Source organism: Bradyrhizobium elkanii USDA 76, from assembly GCF_023278185.1.
GTDB classification, from domain to species: domain Bacteria; phylum Pseudomonadota; class Alphaproteobacteria; order Rhizobiales; family Xanthobacteraceae; genus Bradyrhizobium; species Bradyrhizobium elkanii.
The window spans coordinates 2,741,334-2,764,575 of the sequence record NZ_CP066356.1; the positions used below are offsets into that span (position 1 = coordinate 2,741,334).

14 protein-coding genes are annotated in these 23,242 nt (G+C 65.7%); 7 read left to right on the forward strand and 7 right to left on the reverse strand.

Features of this window, described 5'->3' with window-relative positions:
• Positions 1–6 precede the first annotated feature (6 nt).
• From kdpB to JEY66_RS13165, 5 genes are all read left to right on the forward strand, one after another.
• Positions 7–2,121: a potassium-transporting ATPase subunit KdpB gene (gene kdpB / locus JEY66_RS13145; protein ID WP_018273110.1), complete on the forward strand. Its 2,115-nt coding sequence runs from the start codon at positions 7–9 to the stop codon at positions 2,119–2,121.
• Positions 2,122–2,133: 12 nt separating this feature from the next.
• Positions 2,134–2,739: a K(+)-transporting ATPase subunit C gene (locus tag JEY66_RS13150; RefSeq protein ID WP_018273109.1), complete on the forward strand. Its 606-nt coding sequence runs from the start codon at positions 2,134–2,136 to the stop codon at positions 2,737–2,739.
• Between the two features lie 39 nt (positions 2,740–2,778).
• Entirely contained in the window at positions 2,779–5,490 is a 2,712-nt protein-coding gene (locus JEY66_RS13155; RefSeq protein ID WP_018273108.1) for a sensor histidine kinase, read from the forward strand.
• On the forward strand, positions 5,487–6,176 hold the full coding sequence (locus tag JEY66_RS13160; protein ID WP_018273107.1) for a response regulator: 690 nt from the start codon (positions 5,487–5,489) through the stop codon (positions 6,174–6,176). The genes JEY66_RS13155 and JEY66_RS13160 overlap by 4 nt, the downstream gene beginning before the upstream one ends.
• Before the next feature lie 148 nt (positions 6,177–6,324).
• The gene (locus tag JEY66_RS13165; protein WP_018273106.1) at positions 6,325–6,567 is read left to right on the forward strand and encodes a DUF6496 domain-containing protein; all 243 of its coding nucleotides are present in this window, start codon (positions 6,325–6,327) and stop codon (positions 6,565–6,567) included.
• Positions 6,568–6,679: 112 nt separating this feature from the next.
• On the opposite strand, the gene ku is transcribed toward JEY66_RS13165, so the two are convergent.
• Positions 6,680–7,567, reverse strand: coding sequence for a non-homologous end joining protein Ku (gene ku / locus JEY66_RS13170; protein WP_026193169.1), 888 nt, complete (start codon positions 7,565–7,567; stop codon positions 6,680–6,682).
• Between the two features lie 116 nt (positions 7,568–7,683).
• Between ku and ligD the strand changes: the two genes are divergently transcribed.
• The gene (gene ligD, locus JEY66_RS13175; protein WP_018273104.1) at positions 7,684–10,323 is read left to right on the forward strand and encodes a DNA ligase D; all 2,640 of its coding nucleotides are present in this window, start codon (positions 7,684–7,686) and stop codon (positions 10,321–10,323) included.
• Between the two features lie 176 nt (positions 10,324–10,499).
• Here ligD and JEY66_RS13180 read toward each other — a convergent pair whose 3' ends face one another.
• A complete protein-coding gene (locus JEY66_RS13180; RefSeq protein ID WP_016846774.1) occupies positions 10,500–10,664 on the reverse strand; it encodes a DUF3309 family protein in 165 nt (54 codons plus the stop codon).
• Positions 10,665–10,832: 168 nt separating this feature from the next.
• On the opposite strand from JEY66_RS13180, the gene JEY66_RS13185 reads away from it, so the two are divergent.
• The gene (locus JEY66_RS13185; RefSeq protein ID WP_016846775.1) at positions 10,833–11,141 is read left to right on the forward strand and encodes a polyhydroxyalkanoic acid system family protein; all 309 of its coding nucleotides are present in this window, start codon (positions 10,833–10,835) and stop codon (positions 11,139–11,141) included.
• Positions 11,142–11,150: 9 nt separating this feature from the next.
• Here the strand turns inward: JEY66_RS13185 and treY are convergent, their stop codons facing one another.
• The 5 genes from treY to treS are packed head-to-tail and all read right to left on the reverse strand — an operon-like array spanning position 11,151 to position 23,233.
• On the reverse strand, positions 11,151–13,934 hold the full coding sequence (treY, locus tag JEY66_RS13190) for a malto-oligosyltrehalose synthase (RefSeq protein ID WP_018273103.1): 2,784 nt from the start codon (positions 13,932–13,934) through the stop codon (positions 11,151–11,153).
• A gap of 4 nt (positions 13,935–13,938) precedes the next feature.
• The gene (gene treZ / locus JEY66_RS13195; RefSeq protein WP_018273102.1) at positions 13,939–15,711 is read right to left on the reverse strand and encodes a malto-oligosyltrehalose trehalohydrolase; all 1,773 of its coding nucleotides are present in this window, start codon (positions 15,709–15,711) and stop codon (positions 13,939–13,941) included.
• Positions 15,708–17,780, reverse strand: coding sequence for a glycogen debranching protein GlgX (glgX, locus tag JEY66_RS13200; protein ID WP_026193168.1), 2,073 nt, complete (start codon positions 17,778–17,780; stop codon positions 15,708–15,710). Before glgX ends, treZ begins: the two co-directional genes overlap by 4 nt.
• 3 nt (positions 17,781–17,783) lie before the next feature.
• Entirely contained in the window at positions 17,784–19,931 is a 2,148-nt protein-coding gene (glgB, locus tag JEY66_RS13205) for a 1,4-alpha-glucan branching protein GlgB (protein ID WP_018273100.1), read from the reverse strand.
• Positions 19,928–23,233 carry a maltose alpha-D-glucosyltransferase gene (treS, locus tag JEY66_RS13210; RefSeq protein WP_026193167.1) on the reverse strand — a complete coding sequence of 1,102 codons (3,306 nt, stop codon included), beginning with the start codon at positions 23,231–23,233 and terminating at the stop codon, positions 19,928–19,930. The genes glgB and treS overlap by 4 nt, the downstream gene beginning before the upstream one ends.
• Positions 23,234–23,242: the final 9 nt, after the last annotated feature.

Here is a 23,242-nt window from a genome sequence, read left to right on the forward strand (position 1 = left end):
ACATCCATGGAAACCATGAAACTGCAGAAGCAGGTGAAGGCGTCGACCATGCTCGACCCGAAGATCCTGGTGCCGGCGATCTCGTCGGCCTTCGTCAAGCTCGATCCGAGGCTGATGGTGAAGAACCCCGTCATGTTCGTGGTCGAGATCGTCGCCGCGTTGACCACCGTCATCTTCGTGCGCGATCTCGTCACCGGCGGCGCCAGCCTGGGCTTCACCTTCCAGATCATCCTCTGGCTCTGGTTCACGGTGCTGTTCGCCAACTTCGCCGAGGCCGTCGCCGAAGGCCGTGGCAAGGCGCAGGCGGAGTCGCTGAAGAAGACCCGTACCGAGAGCCAGGCCAAGCTGTTGACCGGCACCGACCGGACCTATCGCATGGTGCCCGGCACTTCGCTGAAGGTCGGCGACATCGTGCTGGTCGAGGCCGGCGACAACATCCCCTCCGACGGCGAGGTGATCGAAGGCGTGGCCTCGGTCAATGAAGCCGCGATCACGGGTGAATCCGCGCCTGTGATCCGTGAGTCCGGCGGCGATCGTTCCGCGGTCACCGGCGGCACCCAGGTGCTGTCGGACTGGATCCGCGTCCGCATCACCGCGGCGCAAGGCTCGACCTTCATCGACCGCATGATCAAGCTGGTGGAGGGCGCCGAGCGGCAGAAGACGCCGAACGAGATTGCGCTCAACATCCTGCTGGCGGGTCTCACCATCATCTTCGTGTTCGCCACGGTGACGATTCCGAGCTATGCGGCCTATGCCGGCGGCTCGATCTCGGTCGTGGTGCTGGTCGCGCTGTTCGTCACGCTGATCCCGACCACGATCGGCGCGCTATTGTCGGCGATCGGCATCGCCGGCATGGACCGCCTGGTGCGCTTCAACGTGCTGGCGATGTCCGGTCGCGCGGTGGAGGCCGCCGGCGACGTCGATACGCTGCTGCTGGACAAGACCGGCACCATCACGCTCGGCAACCGCCAGGCGACCGCGTTTCGTCCGATCCGCGGCGTCTCCGAACAGGAGCTGGCTGACGCGGCGCAGCTTGCCTCGCTCGCCGACGAAACGCCGGAGGGCCGCTCGATTGTGGTGCTCGCCAAGGAGAAGTACGGCATCCGCGGCCGCGACATGCACGAGCTTGCCGCGACCTTCGTGCCGTTCACGGCGCAGACCCGCATGAGCGGTATCGATGCCGGCTCATCTTCGGTCCGCAAGGGCGCGGTGGACGCCATCCTGAACCACATCAACGGTGGCAGCGCATCGACAACGACCGAGGGCAGCACCGTTCGTGCCATCCAGGCGAATGTCAACACGGATGCCGCACGCGAGTTGCAGGCGATATCCGATGAGATCGCCAAGGCCGGCGGCACACCGTTGGCGGTCGCCAAGGACGGCCGCCTGCTCGGCGTGATCCACCTCAAGGATATCGTCAAGGGCGGTATCCGCGAGCGCTTCGCCGAATTGCGTCGTATGGGCATCCGCACCGTGATGATCACCGGCGACAACCCGATGACCGCGGCTGCGATCGCGGCCGAGGCCGGCGTCGACGACTTCCTGGCGCAGGCAACCCCCGAGGACAAGCTCAAGCTGATCCGCGACGAGCAGTCCAAGGGCAAGCTGGTCGCGATGTGCGGCGACGGCACCAACGACGCGCCGGCGCTGGCGCAGGCCGATGTCGGCGTCGCCATGAACACCGGCACGCAGGCCGCCCGCGAAGCCGGCAACATGGTCGACCTCGATTCCAACCCGACCAAGCTGATCGAGGTGGTCGAGATCGGCAAGCAGCTGCTGATGACCCGCGGCGCGCTGACCACGTTCTCGATCGCCAACGACGTCGCGAAGTATTTTGCGATCATCCCGGCGATGTTCCTCGCGTTCTATCCGCAGCTTCAGGTGCTGAACGTCATGCATCTGGTGAGCCCGCAGAGCGCGATCCTGTCGGCGATCATCTTCAACGCGCTGATCATCATTGCGCTGATCCCGCTGGCGCTGAAGGGCGTCAAGTACCGCGCGGTCGGTGCCGGCGCGTTGCTCAGCCGCAACCTGATGATCTACGGCGTGGGTGGCATCATCATCCCGTTCATCGGCATCAAGGCGATCGACCTCGTCGTCGCCGCTTTGGGCCTGGCTTAAGGAGCCGCAATCATGCTGAAAGAAATCCGCCCCGCCATCCTCGTGCTGGTCCTGCTGAGCGCGATCACGGGCCTTGCCTATCCGCTCGCCATCACCGGGATCGCCGGCGTCATCTTCCCGCGGCAGGCACAAGGCAGCCTGATCGAGCAGGACGGCAAGGTGATCGGCTCCACCCTAATCGGGCAGGAATTCAAGGAAGACAAATACTTTCACGGCCGGCCGTCGGCAACGGTCGCGCCCGATCCGAACGACTCCACGAAGACCGTGCCGGCGCCTTATAACGCGGCCAATTCCGGCGGCTCCAACCTCGGTCCGACCAGCAAGGCGCTGAACGACCGGGTCAAGGAGGATGTCGAGAAGCTGAAGGCGGAGAACCCGTCCGCCAGCGTGCCGGTCGATCTCGTCACCACGTCGGGCAGCGGGCTCGATCCGGATATCTCGCCGGACGCCGCGCTGTTCCAGGTGCCGCGGGTCGCCAAGGCGCGCAGCATGTCCGAGGACGCGGTGCGCGAGCTGGTGACGCAGAACACGCAAGGCCGCTTCGCCGGCGTCATCGGCGAGCCCCGCGTTAACGTTCTTGCGCTCAACCTGGCGCTCGACGCGGCAAACGCAAAATAGGGGAGTAGGCTGTCTCTCGCAGGATGACTATATTGCGGTATGGCCAATCAGCGCGACCCTGACAAACGACCCTCGCCGGATGCGCTGCTGGAGGCGGCGCGCCGGGAGACCGATCGATCGGGCCGGTTGAAGATCTTCATCGGCGCCGCCCCCGGCGTCGGCAAGACCTACGAGATGCTCTCGAGCGCCCACGCCCGCCTCAAGGCGGGCGTCGACGTCGTGGTCGGCGTCGTCGAAACCCACGGACGGGCGGAGACGGAGGCCCTGCTCAAGGGCCTCGAAGTGATACCGCGCAAGCGGCTGGCTTATCGCGACCAGACGCTCGAAGAGATGGACCTCGATGCATTGATCGCGCGACGGCCGCAGCTCGCGCTGGTCGACGAGCTCGCCCATACCAATGCGCCGGGCAGCCGGCATCCCAAGCGCTATCTCGACGTCGAGGAGTTGCTGTCGCACGGCATCGACGTCTACACCGCGATCAACATCCAGCACATCGAGAGCCTCAACGACGTCGTCGCGCAGATCACCCATGTGCGGGTGCGCGAGACGGTGCCCGACTCGGTGGTCGATCGCGCCGATGCGATCGAGCTGATCGACCTGACGCCCGACGATCTGATCCAGCGGCTCAAGGAGGGCAAGGTCTATGTGCCCAAGCAGGCCGAACGGGCGCTGGAACACTATTTCTCGCCGGGCAATCTGACCGCGCTGCGCGAGCTGGCGCTGCGCCGCACCGCCGAGCGGGTCGACGAGCAGCTGCTCAACCACATGCAGGCCAATGCGATCCAAGGGCCCTGGGCCGCCGGCGAGCGCATCCTGGTGTGCCTGAGCGAGGATCCGCGCGCGGCCGGCCTCGTGCGCTACACCAAGCGCCTCGCCGACCGGCTGCATGCGCAATGGACCGCGGTCAGCATCGAGACGCGGCGCAGCCTGCAGCTGAGCGACGAGCAGCGCGACCGGCTGGCCGACACCATGCGGCTCGCGGAATCGCTCGGCGGCGAGGCGCTGACGCTTCCCGGCGTCGGCCGCCGCATCGCCGACGACGTCATCGATTTCGCCCAGGCCAACAACGTCACCCAGATCATCATCGGCAAGTCGACGCGCTCGCGCTGGTTCGAGCTGACGCATGGATCCGTGGTGCACGATCTGGTGCGGCGCGCCGGCAATATCAGCGTCAACGTGATCGCCGGCGACGAGTTGCCGGTCGGCAAGGCGGCGGTGCAGACCGCGCAGCGGCAGGAGCCGTTCAATCCGCGGCCCTATCTGATGGCGCTGCTGCTGGCGGCGCTCGGGCTCGGCGCGGCCAAGCTGATCCAGCCGTTTTTCGGCATCGAGAATGTCGACCTCGTCTTCCTCACCGCCGTGGTCGGCGCCGCGGCGCGCTACGGCCTCGGGCCGTCGCTGCTGGCGAGCGTCGCGGCCTCGCTGTGCTACAACTTCTTCTTTCTGCCGCCGGTCTATACCTTCACCATCACCGACCCGACCAATGTCGCGGCGTTCTTCTTCTTCATGCTGATCGCGCTTCTGGTCTCCAATGTCGCGGCGCGGGTGCGCACCCAGGCCGACACCGCGATCAGCCGCGTCCGCACCACCGAATCGCTCTATGCCTTCAGCCGCAAGCTCGCCGGCACCGCGACGCTGGACGACGTGTTGTGGGCGACCGCCTACCAGATCGCGCTGATGCTCAAGGTGCGCGTGGTGCTGCTGCTGCCGGAGGATGGGATGCTGACCGTCAAGAGCGGCTATCCGCCGGAGGATCAGCTCGATCAGGCCGATCTCGCCGCCGCCAACTGGGCCTGGGGCAACGATCGCCCGGCCGGCCGCGGCTCCGACACGCTGCCCGGGGGAAAACGGCTGTTCCTGCCGATGCGCACCGGCCGCGGCCCGATCGGGGTGATCGGCATCGACGACGACCGCACCGGGCCCTTGCTGACGCCGGACCAGCGCCGGCTGCTCGATGCGCTGGTCGACCAGGGCGCGCTCGCGATCGAGCGGGTGCTGCTGGTCGAGGACATGGACCGCGTCAAGCGCACGGTGGAATCCGACCGGCTGCGCGGCGCGCTCCTGACCTCGATCTCGCACGACCTCAAGACGCCGTTGGCCTCGGTGCTCGGCTCGGCCTCGGCGCTGCGCGACCTCGGCGCCAACCTGAGCGATGCGCAGAAGCACGATCTGCTCGCCACCGTGATCGACGAGTCCGAGCGGCTGAATCGGTTCATCGCCAATCTGCTCGACATGACCAAGCTGGAATCCGGCGCGATCGTGCCCAACACGGCGCGGCACGATGTCGGCGAGATCGTCGGCAGCGCGCTGCGCCGGGCGAGCAAGATCCTGGTGCATCACCGGGTGTCGCTGGAGCTCGCGGCCGACCTGCCGATGCTGGAGCTCGACGCCGTGCTGTTCGAGCAGGTGCTGTTCAACCTGCTCGACAACGCCGCCAAATACGCCCCAGCGGACACCACGATCTCGATCCGCGGCGCCCGCGACCGCGACACGATCGCACTGCAGGTCCTCGATGAAGGCAACGGCATTCCGGCCGCCGAGCTCGAAAGCGTGTTCGACAAGTTCTATCGCGCCGAAAAGGGCGACCATGTCCGCCCCGGCACCGGCCTCGGGCTTGCGATCTCGCGCGGCTTCGTCGAGGCGATGCGCGGCACGATCGCGGCGGCCAACCGCGCCGACCGCAGCGGCGCCGTCATCACCATCCGCCTGCCGATCCCCGCCGACACCAACGCGCTGGACACTGCTGCATGAACGCCACGCCGATCAAGGTCCTGATCATCGACGACGAGCCGCCGATCCGCAAGCTGCTGCGGATGGGACTGAGCACGCAGGGCTACGACATTCTCGAGGCATCCAACGGCAAGCTGGCGCTGGAGATGCTGGCCGAGGGGCCGGCGCTGATCATCCTCGACCTCGGCTTACCCGACATCCAGGGCCACGATCTCCTGCGCATGATCCGCGGCCGCAACGAGAGCGTGCCGATCGTGGTGCTGTCGAGCCGCGGCGACGAGGCCGGCAAGGTGCAGGCGCTCGACCTCGGCGCCGACGATTATCTGACCAAGCCGTTCGGCATGGACGAATTGCTGGCGCGGTTGCGCGCGGCGCTGCGGCACCAGTTGCAGGTGCAGGGCGAGCGGCCGGTGTTCCGCTCCGGCGATCTCTCGGTCGACCTGGTGCGCCGGATCGTCAAGGTCGGCGACAGGGAGATCAAGCTGTCGCCGAAGGAATATGACCTGTTGCGCGTGCTGGTGCAGCATGCCGGCAAGGTGCTGACCCACCGCTTCCTCTTGAAGGAATTGTGGGACGAGCTGACCGACGCGCAATATCTGCGGGTCTATGTGCGCCAGCTTCGCCAGAAGATCGAGGCCGACCCCGAGCGTCCGCAATTCGTGCTGACCGAGACCGGCATCGGCTATCGGCTGCGCGCGGCGGACTGACATGTAGCCCGGATGAGCGAAGCGATATCCGGGGCATCTCCCGCATGTCGCTGCGCTCATGCGGGCTACGTTGGTGCCGTCGCCCGACGACACCAAACGGAACTTTCGCTGCCATCGAGGCTTGTTTTCCGTTAGCGGGAGACAACCCATGGCAAGGAAGTATTCGCGGAAGGCATCGCGCGATGTCGAGCGCGCGATGAAGAAACGCAAGGCCGGCACGCTGCGCAGCGGCCGGTCCAAGAAGAAGGTGAAGAGCCGCAAGCAGGCGATCGCGATCGGGCTATCCGAGGCGCGTGCCAAGGGGCGGAAGGTGCCGAAGAAGGCGTCCAAGAAGAAGACGGCGAAGAAGCGCAAGACTGCCAAGAAGCGGAAGAGCTCGAAGAAGAAGTAGCGGACGAGTTGCATCCATCCGTCATTGCGAGGAGCGTAGCGACGAAGCAATCCATCCCTCCGCGTATGTGGAGAGATGGATTGCTTCGCTGCGCTCGCAAGGACGAGAGATCTCACCCCGCCTTGCGTCGCCGCGCGCTTGACCGGTGCGCCTTCTTGGCGGCGCGGCGATGCGCGGTCGGGCGGCGTGCGGTGGAGCGCGAGCGCCTTGCGCCGCTCTTGCCGCCTTTCAGGCTCTGCTGCAGCGCGTCCATCAGGCTCACGACGTTGCTTGGCTTCTCCTCGCGCTCGGCGGCCTTGATCGGCTTGCCGGCCGCCTTGCGGCGGACCAGGGCCTTCAGCGCGGTCTCATACTCGTCCTTGAATTTCCACGGATCGAAATGCGCAGCCTTGCTGTCGAGGATATGGCCGGCGAGCTCGATCATGTCTTTCGTGACCTTCGGGCTCTTGATGTCGTCGAAATAATCGTCGGCATCGCGCAGCTCGTAGGGGTAGCGCAAGGTGGTGCCGAGCATACCCTTGTCGAGCGGCTCGATCGCGATCACATGCTCGCGGTTGGTCAGCACGATCCGCGCCAGCGCGACGCGGTCCTGATCCTTCATGGCATCGCGGATCACCGCGAACGCGTCGACGCCGGCCTTGCCGTCGGGCCTGATGTAATAGGGATGGTCGAGATAGCGCTTGTCGATCTCGCCCTCGGGCACGAAGCTGTCGATGTCGATGGTATGGTTGCTCTCGATCTGGACCGCTTCGAGTTCGTCCTTCTCGATCTCGACATATTTGCCCTTGCTGACCTCGTAGCCGCGGCCCTTCTGGTCGCCCTCGACAACGTCGCCGGTCTCGGTATCGACCATCTGCTGCTTCAGCCGGTTGCCGGTCTCCCGGTTGATCATGTGGAAGCGGGTCTTCTCGACCGCGGTCGAGGCCGGGTAGAGCGCCACCGGGCATGACACCAGCGAGAGCTTGAGCGTGCCTTTCCAGTAGGCGCGGGGAGCGGCCATGATCGCCTCCAAACAGCTTGAGTTTGGAACTTGAACGGATACCGTGGGTTTTGGTTCCTGATGGCCGCACGGAGGCGGCGGCCGTCGTTTGCGCCGAGGGTTTTCCGAGGTTTGTTGTGTCGCTGAGAAACCTGTCCACCTATCGCAAGAAGCGCGACTTCGAGAAGACCAGCGAGCCGTCGGGCGACGTCAAGGTCGCACCCAGCAAGCAGCGGCGCTTCGTCATCCAGAAGCACGACGCGACGCGGCTGCATTACGATCTGCGGCTCGAATTCGACGGCGTCTTCAAGTCCTGGGCGGTGACGCGCGGGCCGTCGCTCGATCCGCATGACAAGCGGCTGGCGGTCGAGGTCGAGGATCATCCGCTCGACTATGGCGATTTCGAAGGCACCATTCCCGAAGGCCAGTATGGCGGCGGCACGGTGCAGCTGTGGGATCGCGGCACCTGGGAATCGGACGATCCCGAGCGCGGCTTCAGAAAGGGCGACCTGAAGTTCACGCTCGAGGGCGACAAGCTGCACGGCAGCTGGGTGCTGGTGCGGATGAAGGGGGACCGTTTCGGCGGCAAGCGCACCAACTGGCTCCTGATCAAGCACCGCGACGAATATGCCGTTGACGGCAACGGCGAGGAGATCCTCGACGACGACCGTTCGGTCGCCTCCGGACGCTCGATGGCGCAGATCGCGGCCGGCAAGGGCCGGGCGCCGAAGCCGTTCATGCTGGCCAAGGGCAACGGCAAGGCCAAAGCTGACGCGGTCTGGCAGTCCAACCACGGCATGGCCGCGGACGCGCGTGCCAGGACCAAGGCGCCTGCGCCCAAGGAGCGGCTGAAAGTGGCGCGGCAGGCGAAACCGAAGCAGGTATCGGAGATGCCTGATTTCGTCGCGCCACAGCTGTGCCGGGCCGTCGAAGCGCCGCCCGGCGGCGCCGGCTGGTGCCATGAGATCAAGTTCGACGGCTACCGCGTGCAGCTCCGTGTCGAAGACGGCGAGGCCGTGCTGAAGACGCGCAAGGGGCTCGACTGGACCGCCAAGTTCGGCGCGATCGTGAAGGAGGCGGAGAAGCTGCCCAACGCGCTGATCGATGGCGAGATCGTCGCGCTCGACAAGTACGGCACGCCGCATTTTTCGACTCTGCAGGCCGCGCTCTCCGACGGCCAGACGGATCGGCTGATCTTCTACGCGTTCGACCTGCTGTTCGCCGGTACCGAAGATCTTCGCCCGCTGCCGCTCATCGAGCGCAAGGCGCGGCTGAAGAAGCTGCTCGCCGTGCGCAAGAATAACCCTTTGATCCGCTACGTCGAGCATTTCGAGGAAAGCGGCGAGACCGTGCTGGATTCGGCCCGCAAGCTCGACCTCGAAGGCATCGTCTCCAAGCGGCTGGACAGGCCCTACCGCTCCGGCCGGTCGGATGATTGGACCAAGGCGAAGGTTCGCGCCGGCCATGAGGTGGTGCTCGGCGGCTGGAAGACCACCAACGGCAAATTCCGCTCGCTGATGGCGGGCGTCTATCGCGGCGATCATCTGGCGTTTGTCGGCATCGTCGGCACGGGCTTCGGCCAGGACACGGTCCGCCGCATCATGCCGGCGCTGAAGGCGGCGGAGGCGGACAAGAGCCCGTTCGGCGGCAAGGACGCGCCGAAGAAGATCCGCGACGTGCACTGGCTGAAGCCGGAGCTGGTCGCCGAAATCGAATTCGCCGGCTGGACCGATGCCGGAAATATCCGCCAGGCCGCCTTCAAGGGCCTGCGCCAGGACAAGCCGGCGCACGAGGTCGTGGCCGAGCGGCCGGTTGTAACCAAAGTGGTGAAGCCGATGGCCAAGGGCGTGGCGAAGAAGGGCACCGGGAAGGCGTCCAGCGAGGTGATGGGCGTCGTCATCTCGCATCCGGACAAGGCGCTGTGGCCTGATGCGGGCGATGGCGAGCCGGTGACCAAGCTCGACCTCGCCAACTATTTCGAGGCGGTCGGCGAATGGATGATCTCCTATCTCAAAGGTCGGCCGTGCTCGATCGTGCGTGCGCCCGACGGCATCAAGGGCGAGACCTTCTTCCAGCGTCATGCGATGGCCGGCACGTCGAAACTGCTCAAGCTTGCGAAGGTCTCGGGCGACCGCAAACCCTATCTGCAGATCGACCAGGTCGAGGGCCTGGCGGCGGTTGCGCAGGCCGGCGGCCTCGAACTGCATCCCTGGAATTGCGCGCCCGATGCCTATGACACGCCGGGCCGGCTGGTGTTCGATCTCGATCCCGCGCCCGATGTCGCGTTCGCCGACGTGATCGACGCCGCCAAGGACATGCGGCAGCGGCTGACCGCGGTCGGCCTCGAAAGCTTCTGCAAGACCACCGGCGGCAAGGGGCTGCACGTCGTCGCACCGCTGCTCGCAGGCAGCAGGGACAAGGTGACGTGGAAGGAGGCCAAGGCGTTCGCGCAGGCGGTCTGCCAGTGGATGGCCCAGGACGATCCCGAGCGCTATCTGATCAACATGTCCAAGGCCAAGCGCACGGGAAAGATCTTCCTCGACTATTTGCGCAACGACAGGATGTCGACGGCGGTCGCGGTGTTGTCGCCGCGGGCGCGTCCGGGAGCGACGGTGTCGATGCCGTTGACCTGGCCGCAGCTGCGCGGTGATCTCGATCCGAAGAAATTCACGCTACGCACCGTGCCGGCCTTGCTCGCCAAGACGAAAGCCTGGGATGGCTACGAGGACGCAGCGTCGTCGATCAAGTCGGCGATGAAGAAGCTCGCGGCGCAGTAGAAACTGTTGGGCAAGCTCGTGCCGCCGGGCTTGGTTCGTCATACCCCGCGGAAGCGGGGTATCCGGTATGCCGCGGCTTATCGGTTCAATCGCAAGCGTCTCTGGAATACTGGATCACCCGCTTTCGCGGGTGATGACAGTCGTTGATGGTGGATCGGGTACAGTGCCGCCACGCGCTACAGTCGTCCCATCAGGAGCAGGATCAGCAGGATCACGATGACCAGACCGAGCCCGCCGCCGCCGTAATAACCGGTGCCGTAAAACGGTCCGCCGCCGATGCCGCTGAAGCCACCAAGCAGCGCAATGATCAGAATGATGAGAAGGATCGTTCCAATTGACATCTAGCGTCTCCTCAGCCCCGCGGGCTCGTCTCGTTTCTGCCCTTCGGGAAGGAAAACAACCCGTAACTGTGAAGGTTCCGGAGTTGGCGGTGCGATAAAACTGTGTGGTTCTTCCGTTTGCCTTGGAACAGAACTACATCAACGAAATCCACAGAGGAGTGCATCGCAATGTCGGCGCCGCTGATCGTTTCGATACCCCATAGCCTCGGCCGCGACGAGGCGATGCGCCGCTTGAAAACGGGCCTGTCGCGCGCGACGGCGAACCTGCCGGTGCTGAGCGTCGACGAGGAGCGCTGGGACGACAACCGCATGAGTTTTCGCGTCCGCGCGCTGGGACAGGTCGCGGCCGGGCATGTCGATGTCGAGGATGCCCATGTGCGCGTCGAGGTGACGCTGCCGTGGCTGCTGCAACGGTTCGCCGAGGTCGCGCAGGTGGCGATCCAGAAGCGCGGGAAGTTGCTGCTGACCAAGCGCTGATGCAGGACGTCAGGCGTGCGAGCGCGCTCGTTTTGAGGTTGGTTTCGACGCCGTTGCGGCCTTGGCCTTTAGCACCGCGACCGGAAGATTGGCGAACAGCGCCGGGAGCTGAATCCTGGTGGCTCCATCCGGCAGTGCATATCCCGTCACGTCGATCTCACCCTCAAAAGCTTCGGGGCGCGGCCAGTTGCGGCCGCCCTGCGTAAACGGGGCGAATGATCTTGCCACCGCAACGATGGCCGCCTCGCGGCCATGGCGCCGCGCGAAGGCAATAACGTGATCGCGGTGCGGGCCGCTGACCGCGAGCGGCACGTAGTCGCCGCTGGTGAACACATCGGCCATCTCGTTACGGAGCCGTAGCAGATGCCGAGTCCATGCGAATTTGAGACGGCCGTCGCGCCAGTTTTGCGCCAGTGCGTCCCAATCCGGCGTGTCCAGGGCGGCGAGCATTCCCGCCCGTTCGGCGAAGTCGACCGGGCGGCGGTTGTCCGGATCGACCAGCGAAAGATCCCAGCGTTCGGTGCCCTGGTAGAAATCCGGCACGCCAGGCATGGTTGCCTTCAGCGTGATCTGGCTGAGCGAATTCAGCGCGCCGATCAACGCGGTGCGCTGCGCCAGCGTCCCCAGCGCATCGAGGAATTCCGGCGAGGTCTTGCGATCGAGGATGCGCTCGATAAAGGCTTTCACGCCGGCTTCGTAAGGCTCGTGCGGATTGAGCCAGCTGGTTTCCTGCTTGCCCTCGCGCGCCGCCTTCAACGCGTAGGCCTGGATGCGACCGACGAGCGACGCATCATCGGGATCCCAGGCGCCGAGCAGGGCCTGATACAGCATGTATTCGAACGTCGCCGACGGCGCGCGCATCTCGCGGTCGAGCACGAGATGCGGCGCATTCAGCACCTTCCAGCGCGCCACCGCGCTGGTCCATTCGCCGGGGATCTCCGCAAGCGCCATGATGCGGGCGCGGGCGTCCTCGCCGCGCTTGGTGTCATGGGTCGCGGTCGCCGTCATGCCGTGCGGCCATTCGCGGGCGCGGGCGGTCATCATGGCGTGGAAGGTCTCGGGCGCGATCGCGCTCGCCGCCGGATCGCCGCCGACCTCGTTGAGCGCCAGCAACCGGTGATAGCGGTAGAAGGCGGTGTCCTCCAGCGACTTCGCCATCATCGGCCCGGTGAATTGCTGCACCTTCAGCGCGAAGCGCCGGACTCGCGGCGCGCCATGCGGCGGCCGGCCGGGCTGCAAAAGGTCCATGGTCAAGGCATCGCGCAGGAAATCGAAGATACCCTCGTCGGCGGCGAACCAGTCGGCGCGGGCGCGCTCGATGGTCTCGCTGATCAGCGCGCGGTCATGTGCGGCCGGTCCCGAGGCGGTGAGATAGGTGCGATAGACCGGAAAGTGCAGCACATAGAGCTCGAGCGCCTGCCGCAGACTGTCGCCGGAGAAGTCGCGGGTCGAGTAGTGTCCGCTGGCAATGCGCGCGAGCAGCCGCGCCAGCACGGTGAATTCGCTGGTGAGCAGCGTCTCCAGCACGCGCTGCTTGGCCTCGCGCAACACCGGCGTCAGGTTCGGCGACTGGTTGCTGATCTGGCGCCAGATCTCGTTGAGCGGATCGAGGCCGCGACCGTCGACCAGTGCCTGACTGATCGTGTTCATCCATTCATAGCCGGTGGTGCCGTGAACGCCGCTGAATCTCGGCAGCTTCTCGTCCTCGCCGAGGATCTTCTCGATCACCATGTAGAACGGTCTGGCCTTCGCGCCCTGCGCGGAGCGGATCAGGCGGCGCAGCCGCTGGAAGTACTGCGCGGGATCGCGCAGGCCGTCGATATGGTCGAGCCGCAGGCCCTGCAGCCGGTCTTCGGCGATCAGCCGCTTGACGAGGCCATGGCTCGCCTCGAAGGTGGCGGCGTCCTCGACCCTGAGGCCGGCCAGCGTGTTGACGTCGAAGAAGCGGCGATAGTTGATGTCGCTGGACGCCAGCCGCCAGTGGCCGAGCTTGTAGTGCTGGCGTTCCAGCAAATGATGCAGCGCCAGCGTCTGGGTCGGGCGGTCCTCGCCGGCGCGATAGGCATCGATACCGCCTGCGATGATGTCGGCGCCGCCCTCGATCGCCTTGATCGCCGCCTTCAGCGCCGGCGCCTCGAGGCGGTTGGGGTGACGCAGCCCCCGGTATTGCGCGGCGAGCTCGAGCATCGCACGTCCGGCGGTGCTCTGTTCGGCGGCGGCCTCGCGGACGGTGGTGCGCAGCACCTCGCCATAGCGCTCCGGCGCGATCGGCAGGCGGTGCTCGAAATACCAGGCCGAGAAGCTGCCCTCGTTCGCGTCATAGCGCAGCTCGATGTCGCCGCGCTCCAGCGCCTGGCCATAGGACGAGCCGAGGATCGGCAGCAGCACGCCGCCGCGTGCGCGATAGGGCAGCTGGTCCCAGTCGATGTCGAAGGAGACCGCGTGCGGCGACGCCGGTCCCCATTCCAGCACGTCGAGCCACCACGGATTGTCGGCGAAATGAACGCCGACATGGTTCGGCACGAAATCCAGGATCAGGCCGAGATCATGGCGCTTCAATGCGTCGCTCAGCCGCGCAAAGCCCTCTTCGCCCCCGAGTTCCGGGTTGAATTTGGTGTGGTCGACGACGTCATAGCCGTGGGTCGAGCCCTTGCGCGCCTTCATGAAGGGCGACGCATAGACATGGCTGATGCCGAGCGCCTTCAGATACGGCGCCACGCCGGCGGCGGCATCGAAGTCGAAATCGGCAGTGAGTTGCAGACGGTAGGTCGCGATCGGGATCGCCGGAGGCATTGTGCTATCCGATGTGCCAGCGCACCGCCCAGCCGGGGAGGCGGCTCGACAACGCGCCGCCCCAGATCGCAGTTCCCTTCGACTCCGGTCCATCGGCGATGTCGCGATCGGACAAATTGGCGGTCAGCCGCAGCGTGCCGCCGTCGCCCATCTGCCAATGCGCCGTCAACAGGTCGCCTGTCACGACGGCATCGCCGAAGCGGCACCCTCTGAGCCGCGGCATGATCTCCTGCCGGCGTACGGCGAGCAGGCCGCGCACCAGCGCAAGCCGTGCGCGCGCCGGATCATGGCCGAGCGCCGCCCAGTCGAGCACGGCCGACCGCACCGTTTCGTCGGCAAGCGGGTCGGGAATGTCGTCGCCATATTTGGCATAGGCCCAGGCGAATTCCTTGCGCCGTCCGGCGCGGACCGCGTTGGCGAGGTCGCCCTTGAAATCGCAGAAGAACGGGAAGGGCGTCGTCGCGCCCCATTCCTCGCCCATGAACAGCATCGGCGTGGTCGGCGCGATCAGCGTCACCGCCAGCGCCGCCGCGACCGCCTGTGGCTTTGCAATGCTGACCAGACGATCGCCGAGCGGCCGGTTGCCGATCTGGTCATGGTTCTGCAGGAAGTTGATGAAGCAGGTCGGCGACAGTGCGCCGCTTGGCTCGCCGCGGGCCTTGCCGCCCCAGAAGTCCGAGATTTCGCCCTGGTAGATGTAGCCGGACGACAGCGCGCGTGCGAGGTCCTGCTTCGGCGCCCGGTAGTCGCCATAATAGCCCTGCGTCTCGCCGGTCAGCAGCACGTGCCAGGCGTGATGATAGTCGTCGTTCCACTGGCCGCGGAATTTGCCGTGCGGCGGATCCTCGGTGGCATCGAGCAGGCTTGCAATGTTGTCGCCGTTCTCGAGCACGAGGTTGATGTCGCGGCCGGTCTCGGTGGCGAGCTTGCCGGCGGCCCTGCTGAAATCATGCAGGACGGAGATCTCGCCGGCCTCGACGATGGTGTTGACCGCGTCGAAGCGCAGCCCGTCGAACCGATAGTCGCGCAGCCAGCTCACGACGCTGCCGATCGCAAACGCGCGCACCTCGGGCACGCGATAGTCGATCGCGCTGCCCCACGGCGTATGGGCATCGCTGAAGAACGAGGGCGCATAGCGGCCGAGATAATTCCCCTCGGGGCCGAAATGGTTATAGACCACGTCGAGCATCACCATCAGCCCGCGCAGATGCGCTTCGTCGATCAGGGTCTTGAGGTCGTCGGGCCGGCCATAGGCGCTGTCGGGCGCGTACCACAGCACGCCGTCATAGCCCCAGTTGCGCTTGCCGGCGAAATCCGCCAGCGGCATCAGCTCGAGCGCGGTGATGCCGGTCGCCACGAGATGATCGAGCTTGTCGATCATGGCGCGGTAGGTGCCCTCCGGCGTGAAGGTGCCGACATGGGCTTCGAGAACGACGGCCTCGTGCCAGGGACGGCCGCGCCACTCGTTGGCGCGCCATTTGAAGGCGGCGTGATCGATCACCTCGCTCGGGCCGAACACGTCGTCCGGCTGGAATGCGGAGGCGGGATCCGGCACACCGACTTCGTCATCGACGCGGAATTTGTAACGCGTGCCGGCGCGCGCGCCTGCGATTTCGGCGACGTACCAGCCGGCGGCGTCGCGCGTGAGCGCGTGCGCATCGCGGCTTCGCGTATGCGGGTCGTCGATCAAGAGGTCGACGCGCTTGGCCGCCGGCGCCCAGAGCCGGAAGCGCGTGCCGTCAGGTGTCAGCTCGGCGCCGAAATGTTGTCTGTTCATGCGGAGCCTGCAAATGCCAGCACGGAGCGCGGGGGTGCCGTGGTATCGGCGCCGGATGCGAATTGCTCAGCCGTTTGCTCGGCTTTGGTCGTGTTCAGGACCTGCTGCCAGTTCTTGTATTCCGCCATCCTCGGCATCCTGAACACGATCTCCTGCGGTGCGGCATTGAGAACGATAAAGATCGGCGCCTGTCCTGGTTCCATCGGTCCCAGCACATAGGCGAGGAATCGGCTCTCGGGGAATTTCCAGTCGGATTCCTTCATCTCTTCCGCCGCGGGCGTCAGCCAGAGCACGCCGTAGCTGCCGTCGGTGCGGCGGCCGTCGAGCCAGCGCTGGCAGCGGATCTGGCCGAAGCGCTGGCGCAGCGCGGTGAGGTGGCCGATGAAATCGATGGCGTTATCGTCCGTGCCGAGGTTCTCCCAGCCGATCCAGCCGGTCTCGTTGTCCTGGCAATAGGCGTTGTTGTTGCCGTCTTGCGTGTTCGCGACCTCGTCGCCGGCGAGGATCAGCGGCGTGCCTTGCGCCAGCAGCAGGCAGGCCAGCGCATTCTTCCTGAGCTGGCGGCGCAGCGCGATGATGGCAGGATCGTCGGTCGGGCCCTCATGGCCGCAATTGTTGCTGTGATTGTCGTTGGAGCCGTCGCGATTGTCCTCGCCGTTGGCCTCGTTGTGCTTCTCGTTGTAGCTGAAGAGATCGGCGAGCGTGAAACCGTCATGCACCGTGATGTGGTTGACGCTGGCGCGGGTCGCGCGGTTGTCGTGGTGAAACAGATCCGAGGACGCGGTCATGCGGCCCGAGATATCGCCGATCAGGCTGCCTTCGCCGCTCCAGTAGCGCCGCATCGCGCTGCGATAGCGGTCATTCCATTCCGACCATTGCGATGGAAACGCACCGACCTGGTAGCCGCCGAGACCGAGGTCCCAGGGTTCGGCGACCATCTTGGCGGTCGCCAGCACCGGGTCCTGGCGGATCGCGGTGAGGAAGGGGTGGTTGCGGTCGAACCCGTTCGGCCCGCGCGCCAGGGTCGTGGCGAGATCGAAGCGGAAGCCGTCGACATGGCAGACCTCGACCCAGTAGCGCAGCGAATCCATCACCATCTGCAGCACGCGCGGATGGGTGAGGTTGACCGAGCTGCCGCAGCCGGTGAAGTCGTCGTAGAAGCGCGGGTTCTCTCGGTTCAGCCAGTAATAGGAGGCATTGTCGATGCCGCGGAAGCACAGCGTCGGGCCCATATGGTTGCCCTCGGCGGTGTGGTTGTAGACGACGTCGAGCAGCACCTCGATGCCGGCATCGTGCAGCCGCGCCACCGTGGTGCGGAAGGAATCGAGCGCATTGTCCTGGGCGTAGCGTGCCTCCGGCGCGAAGAAGGCGATGGTGTTGTAGCCCCAGTAGTTCGCCAGCTTCTTCTCGACCAGGATGCGGTCGTCGATCAGGCCGTGGATCGGCAACAGCTCGATGGTGGTGACGCCGAGCCGCTTGAGATGGTCGATCATCGCCGGCGACGACAGGCCGCCATAGGTGCCGCGGAGATTCGGCGGCACGTCCTCGCGCCTCTGCGTCAGGCCCTTGACGTGGGCCTCGTAGATAATGGTGTCTTCCCAGGGAATGTGCGGCCGGATCTCGCGGCGGCCCCAGTTGAAGCTCTCGTCGACCACCACCGCCTTCGGCATGCCGCGGGCATTGTCGCGGCGGTCGAAGGAGAGGTCCTCGCGCGCGCTGCCGGTGCGATAGGCGAAATGCGCATCGCTCCACACCAGCCGACCGGCGAGCCGCTTGGCGTAGGGATCGAGCAGCAGCTTGTTGGCGTTGAAGCGGTGGCCGCGCTCCGGCGCGTAGGGCCCGTAAACGCGATAGCCGTAGAGCTGGCCCGGCGAGACGTCGTTGAGGTAGCAGTGCCAGACGTCTTCGGTGCGCTCCGGCATCTCGATCCGCTCGAGCTCGCGGCGGCCCTGGCCGTCGAACAGGCACAGCTCGACCTTCTCCGCATTCGCCGAGAACAGCGCAAAATTGGTGCCTCTGCCGTCCCAGCTTGCACCGAGCCGTGCGGACGTACCCCCGGTCAGTCGCATCAATCAGCTTTCCGGTACGAGGAAGATCGCAGCCAGCGGCGGAATGGTCAGGCTCAGTTCGGGCGTGGGGCCCTCCGATGCGCGCACCTCGCCGACATTGCCGACATTGGTGCCGCCGTAATGCGCGGAATCCGAGTTGAACACCTCGTGCCACTTGCCCGCGAACGGCACCCGGACGCGATAGTCGCGGTAGATGTTGGGCGAGAAATTCGCGACGACGAGGCAGCGTGCGCGCTCAGCATTGCCCTTGCGAATCCAGCCGAACACATTGCTGTTGGCGTCGTCGGTGATGACCCACTCGAAGCCGGCCTGGTCGCAATCGAGCTCGTGCAGCGCCGGCAGCGCGCGATAGAGCCGGTTGAGGTCGCGGACCAGGTTCTGGATGCCGCTGTGCCTCGGCTGTTGCAGCAGATGCCAATCGATCGAGTAGTCGTGATTCCACTCGCGTTCCTGGCCGAACTCGCAGCCCATGAACATCAGCTTCTTGCCGGGGTGGCCGAACATGAAGCTGTAATAGGCGCGCAGATTGGCAAAGCGCTGCCAGTCGTCGCCGGGCATGCGGCCGAGGATCGAACGCTTGCCGTGCACGACCTCGTCATGGGACAGCGGCAGAATGAAATTTTCCGAGAAGGCGTAGTGCAGGCCGAACAGGATGTCGCCGTGATGGTATTTGCGGTGGATCGGATCCTTGCCGATATATTTCAGCGTGTCGTGCATCCAGCCCATGTTCCACTTGTAGCCGAAGCCGAGCCCGCCATATTCGACCGGACGCGACACCTGCGGCCACGCCGTGGATTCTTCCGCCGCCGTCGTCGCCTGCGGGAAGTGCGCGAACAATTCGGTGTTGAAGCGGCGCAGGAAGTCGATCGCCTCGATGTTTTCCCGGCCGCCATATTTGTTCGGAATCCAGCCACCGGCGGGACGGCTGTAGTCGAGATAGAGCATGGAGGCGACGGCATCGACGCGCAGCCCGTCGATGCCGTAGCGATCGAGCCAGAACAGCGCGTTCGACACCAGGAAGTTGGTGACCTCGGTGCGCCCGTAATTGTAGATCAGCGTGCCCCAATCGAGGTGCCGGCCCTGCAGCGGATTGGCGTGCTCGTAGAGCGCGGTGCCGTCGAAATTGCCGAGCCCGTGCGGATCGTCGGGGAAATGCCCGGGCACCCAGTCGAGCAGCACGGCGAGCCCGGCGCCGTGGCAGGCGTCGATCAGCGCGGCGAAATCGTCCGGCGAGCCGAACCGGCTGGTCGGCGCGAACATGCCGGTCGGCTGGTAGCCCCAGGAGCCGTCGAACGGATGCTCGGTGATGGGCAGGAATTCGACATGGGTAAAGCCCATGTCGCTGGCATAGGCCGGCAGCTGCTCCGCCATCTCGCGATAGGTCAGCCACTCGTTGCGGCCCTTGCGCCGCCACGAGCCGAGATGGACCTCGTAGATCGACATCGGCGAGCTCAGCGCATTGGCGCGATCCGGCGCCGGGCGCGGATGCGGGATCCTGCGCTCGTCGATCACGATCGAGGCGGTCTTCGGGCGCACCTCGGCGGCGAACGCCAGGGGATCGGACTTCAGCGGCAAATGCTGGCCGTTGCGCCCGATGATCTCGAACTTGTAGTGGTCGCCGACCCGTGCACGCGGGATGAACAGTTCCCAGTAGCCAGGGCCGCGCACGCGCATCGGATGGCGCCGTCCGTCCCAGAAATTGAAGTCGCCGACCACGCTGACCCGGCGCGCATTCGGCGCCAGCACCACGAAGCCGATACCGTCGACACCGTCGAGCGTCATCGGATGCGCGCCGAGCGTGTCGTAGACGCGCTGATGCGTGCCCTCGCCGAGCAGATAGAGATCGAAATCGCTCAGGATCGGCGGAAACCGGTAGGCATCCTCCAGCTCGACGACGTTGTCGCCGAAGCGGGCGCGGAGCTGGTAGCGCGTCGAGCCGTTCGGCAGGGGACCTGCGAACAGGCCGGCGTCATGGATCCGCGCCAGCGGCGCCGTCTCGCCATGCTCGCCGATCGCCTCGACATTGCTGGCATCGGGCAGGAAGGCGCGCACGACGTTGCGGTCCCCCTCGGGGTGAAGCCCGAGATAGTGGAAGGGGTCGGAGTGGCGGCCCTCGATGATGGCATAGGCCTCGGCGGGCAGTTTGCTCATGCAACCTCATGCGGCTGTTGCGCCAGGATCCTCAGCAGGCCGGTGAGCGGCACCCGCAGCCAATCCGGCCGGTTGGCCAGCTCATACTCGATCTCATAGAAGGCTTTCTCAAGCAGGAAAAAATTGAGCAGGCGATCGGCCGTCTTGGCGTCGGCGGGCCACAGCCGCTGGCCGGCCATCGTCTCACGATAGGCCGCCAGCAGGGTATCCGCGGCCTGGTCGCGCCATTCGGCCAGGGCGAGGCTCAGCCGGCCGCTCTCGTCGGGGGAGACCTTGAGCGTGCGTTCCAGCGCGGCGGTCGCCGCATAGTCGATCGAACGGATCAGGCCGGCGACGTCGCGCGCCGGCGGTGCCTTGCGCCGCCGCTCGGCGATGGTGCGGCCCGGTCCGCCGTCGAAATCGATGATGAAGACGTCGTCCTTGACCACCAGCAGCTGACCGAGATGCAGGTCGCCGTGATGGCGGATGTTGAAGCCGTCGGTCTCGCGCGGCAGCAGTGCCTTGAGCCGCTCCGGCAGCGTGTCGTGCTGGGCCTGCAACTGATCGGCCAGCAGCCGGTCGGCCTCCTTCAGCGAGCCGCGCCGCTGCTTCAGCGTATCGAACACGCGCTCGGCCCGCGCCATGATCTCGTCGGCCCAGCGCTGCAGGTCGTCGGGCTTGGTCGGCTCGGGCGCGAAGTCCGGCAGGTCGCGGTTGCTGGCGAGCGCCATATGCAGCTCGGCGAGCCGCTTCCCGCTATGCGACATGTGGCGCAGATAGGTCGCCTGGTCGCCGTTCTCCACGGGGTGCTCGCTCACCGTGAGCAGGCGCTGCCGTTCCACCAGGCGGTCGAGGTGTGCGCCTGCGATGGTCCAGAGGTCGCCCTGGTTGACGACCATCGCATGCAGGACGGCGATGGCGCTGCGCTTGTCGCCTTCGATCAGCTCGGCGGTGCCGAGCAGGGCAGGAGTGTTCGGAAAATTGACCACTTCGGTGAGGAAGCGGCCCATCTCGATCTCCGGATTGATGCCGACCTCGAGCTTGCGGTAGATCTTGGTGACATATTCGTTGTCGACCAGCGCGGTCGAATGCGGCTGATCGTTCTCGAACACCCGGATGCGCTCGGGCTGCCGCACCGGCCGGTCGGAGAAGCGGCTGGTCGGCCGGAATTCGAGCTTGAGGCCTTGCTCGCCTTCGTCGACCGTGAGGTTTTCCCGCAAGTTGCGCAGGAACAGACCGGTGAAGATCTGGTCGGTGGCGACATCGAGCAAGGTGCCCTCGCGCGCGCCCTGGCGCACGGCGGCGAACGCGCGCGGGTTGTAGCGCTCGCGGTCGAAGCGCACCCACTCGATCTGCATCGGCAGCACGTAGCGGCTGGTGGTGCCGCGTTGCGTGGTCTCGAAGAAGGCAAGCCACGGCCGGTTGTCGCCGATGTCGCAGAACGGGATCGCAGAGACCAGCATCGGCTGGATCGCGCTGGCCGAGCGCTCCGGATACCAGCGCGTGCGGGCGAGGTGGCCGGGCAGCACGTCGTGCTCGAACACGCCGCGGGTGCGTGCCAACGACATCCAGGTCGAATTCAGCGGCACCACCAGCGTCTCGAATTCCGGCACCGCGCGCGGCGTCACCGGCTCGGACTTGTCGCGCTCCTGCAGCTGGAACCAGTAGAAGCCGTACGGCGCGAGCGTGATCATGTAGGGCAGCTCGCCGATCGCCGGAAACCGCGTGCGCCCGAGCATCTCGAGCGGAATGCGGTCCTTGAAGGCGGACAGATCGAGCTCGGTGGCCTGCGCCGACCGCGACAGATTGGCCACGCACAGGATCGCTTCACCCTGGTACTGGCGCACATAGGCCAGCACCGAGCGGTTCTCCGGGCGGATGAAGGTCATGGTGCCGCGCCCGAAGGCGAGCGTCGACTTGCGCACTGCGATCAGCCGCTTGGTCGCCGAAAGCAGCGAGGACAGGCTGCGCGACTGCGCCTCGACATTGACCGATTCATAGCCGTAGACCGGATCCATGATCATCGGCGCGTAGAGCCGCGCCGGGTCGGCGCGCGAGAAGCCGCCGTTGCGGTCCGGCGACCACTGCATCGGCGTCCGCACGCCGTTGCGGTCGCCGAGATAGATGTTGTCGCCCATGCCGATCTCGTCGCCGTAATAGATGATCGGCGTGCCCGGGAACGACAGCAGCAGCGAGTTCATCAGCTCGATCTTGCGCCGGTCGTTGTCCATCAGCGGCGCAAGGCGGCGGCGGATGCCGACATTGATGCGGGCGCGCGGGTCGTTGGCGTAGGTCGACCACAGATAGTCGCGCTCGACGTCGGTGACCATTTCCAGCGTCAGCTCGTCGTGATTGCGCAGGAACAGCGCCCACTGCGCAGCGGCGGGAATGTCGGGCGTCTGCCGCAGGATGTCGGTGATCGGAAAGCGGTCTTCCTGGGCGATCGCCATGTAGATGCGCGGCATCAGCGGGAAGTGATAGGCCATGTGGCATTCGTCGCCATGGCCGAAATATTCCTGCACGTCCTCCGGCCATTGATTGGCTTCGGCCAGCAGGATCTTGCCCTTGGCATAGGCGTCGAGCTCCTGGCGCAGCCGTTTGATGATGGCATGCGTCTCCGGCAGGTTCTCGTTGTTGGTGCCGTCGCGCTCGCACAGATAGGGAATGGCGTCGAGCCGGAAGCCGTCGACGCCGGTGTCGAGCCAGCGCTTCATCACCTGCACGATGGCGCGCACCACGCGCGGATTGTCGAAATTCAGGTCCGGCTGGTGCGAGAAGAAGCGATGCCAGTAGAACTGACCCGCCTCCGGATCCCAGGTCCAGTTCGACTTCTCCGTATCCGTAAAAATAATCCTTGTATCGAGGTATTTCTGGTCGGTGTCGCTCCAGACGTACCAGCTTCGCGCGCTCGAATTCGGCGGGCTGCGGCGCGCGCGCTTGAACCACGCATGCTGGTCCGAGGTGTGGTTGACGACCAGCTCGGTGATGACGCGCAGGCCGCGCTTCTTGGCCTCCTGGATGAAGCGCTTGAAGTCCTTCATCGTCCCGAAATCGGGATTGATGTCGCCATAGTCGCCGATGTCGTAGCCGTCGTCGCGGCCGGGCGAGGGATAGAACGGCAACAGCCACAGCGCGGTGACGCCGAGCTCCTGCAGATAGCCGAGTTTCTCCGTCAGCCCCGCGAAGTCGCCGATGCCGTCATTGTTGCTGTCGGCAAATGCCTTGACATGCAGCTGGTAAATGATCGCGTCCTTGTACCACAGCTGGTCCGCAGTCTCGGTTGCGACCTTCTCCTGGGTATTGACGGAGGAGAATACGTTCATGACGGCTCC

Bases quoted from the DNA above. Each gene is read 5' to 3' on its own strand.
- kdpB (WP_018273110.1), top strand. From the start codon at position 7: ATGGAAACCATGAAACTGCAGAAGCAGGTGAAGGCGTCGACCATGCTC.
- JEY66_RS13150 (WP_018273109.1), top strand. From the start codon at position 2,134: ATGCTGAAAGAAATCCGCCCCGCCATCCTCGTGCTGGTCCTGCTGAGC.
- JEY66_RS13155 (WP_018273108.1), top strand. From the start codon at position 2,779: ATGGCCAATCAGCGCGACCCTGACAAACGACCCTCGCCGGATGCGCTG.
- JEY66_RS13160 (WP_018273107.1), top strand. From the start codon at position 5,487: ATGAACGCCACGCCGATCAAGGTCCTGATCATCGACGACGAGCCGCCG.
- JEY66_RS13165 (WP_018273106.1), top strand. From the start codon at position 6,325: ATGGCAAGGAAGTATTCGCGGAAGGCATCGCGCGATGTCGAGCGCGCG.
- ku (WP_026193169.1), bottom strand. From the start codon at position 7,567: ATGGCCGCTCCCCGCGCCTACTGGAAAGGCACGCTCAAGCTCTCGCTG.
- JEY66_RS13180 (WP_016846774.1), bottom strand. From the start codon at position 10,664: ATGTCAATTGGAACGATCCTTCTCATCATTCTGATCATTGCGCTGCTT.
- JEY66_RS13185 (WP_016846775.1), top strand. From the start codon at position 10,833: ATGTCGGCGCCGCTGATCGTTTCGATACCCCATAGCCTCGGCCGCGAC.
- treY (WP_018273103.1), bottom strand. From the start codon at position 13,934: ATGCCTCCGGCGATCCCGATCGCGACCTACCGTCTGCAACTCACTGCC.
- treZ (WP_018273102.1), bottom strand. From the start codon at position 15,711: ATGAACAGACAACATTTCGGCGCCGAGCTGACACCTGACGGCACGCGC.
- glgX (WP_026193168.1), bottom strand. From the start codon at position 17,780: ATGCGACTGACCGGGGGTACGTCCGCACGGCTCGGTGCAAGCTGGGAC.
- glgB (WP_018273100.1), bottom strand. From the start codon at position 19,931: ATGAGCAAACTGCCCGCCGAGGCCTATGCCATCATCGAGGGCCGCCAC.
- treS (WP_026193167.1), bottom strand. From the start codon at position 23,233: ATGAACGTATTCTCCTCCGTCAATACCCAGGAGAAGGTCGCAACCGAG.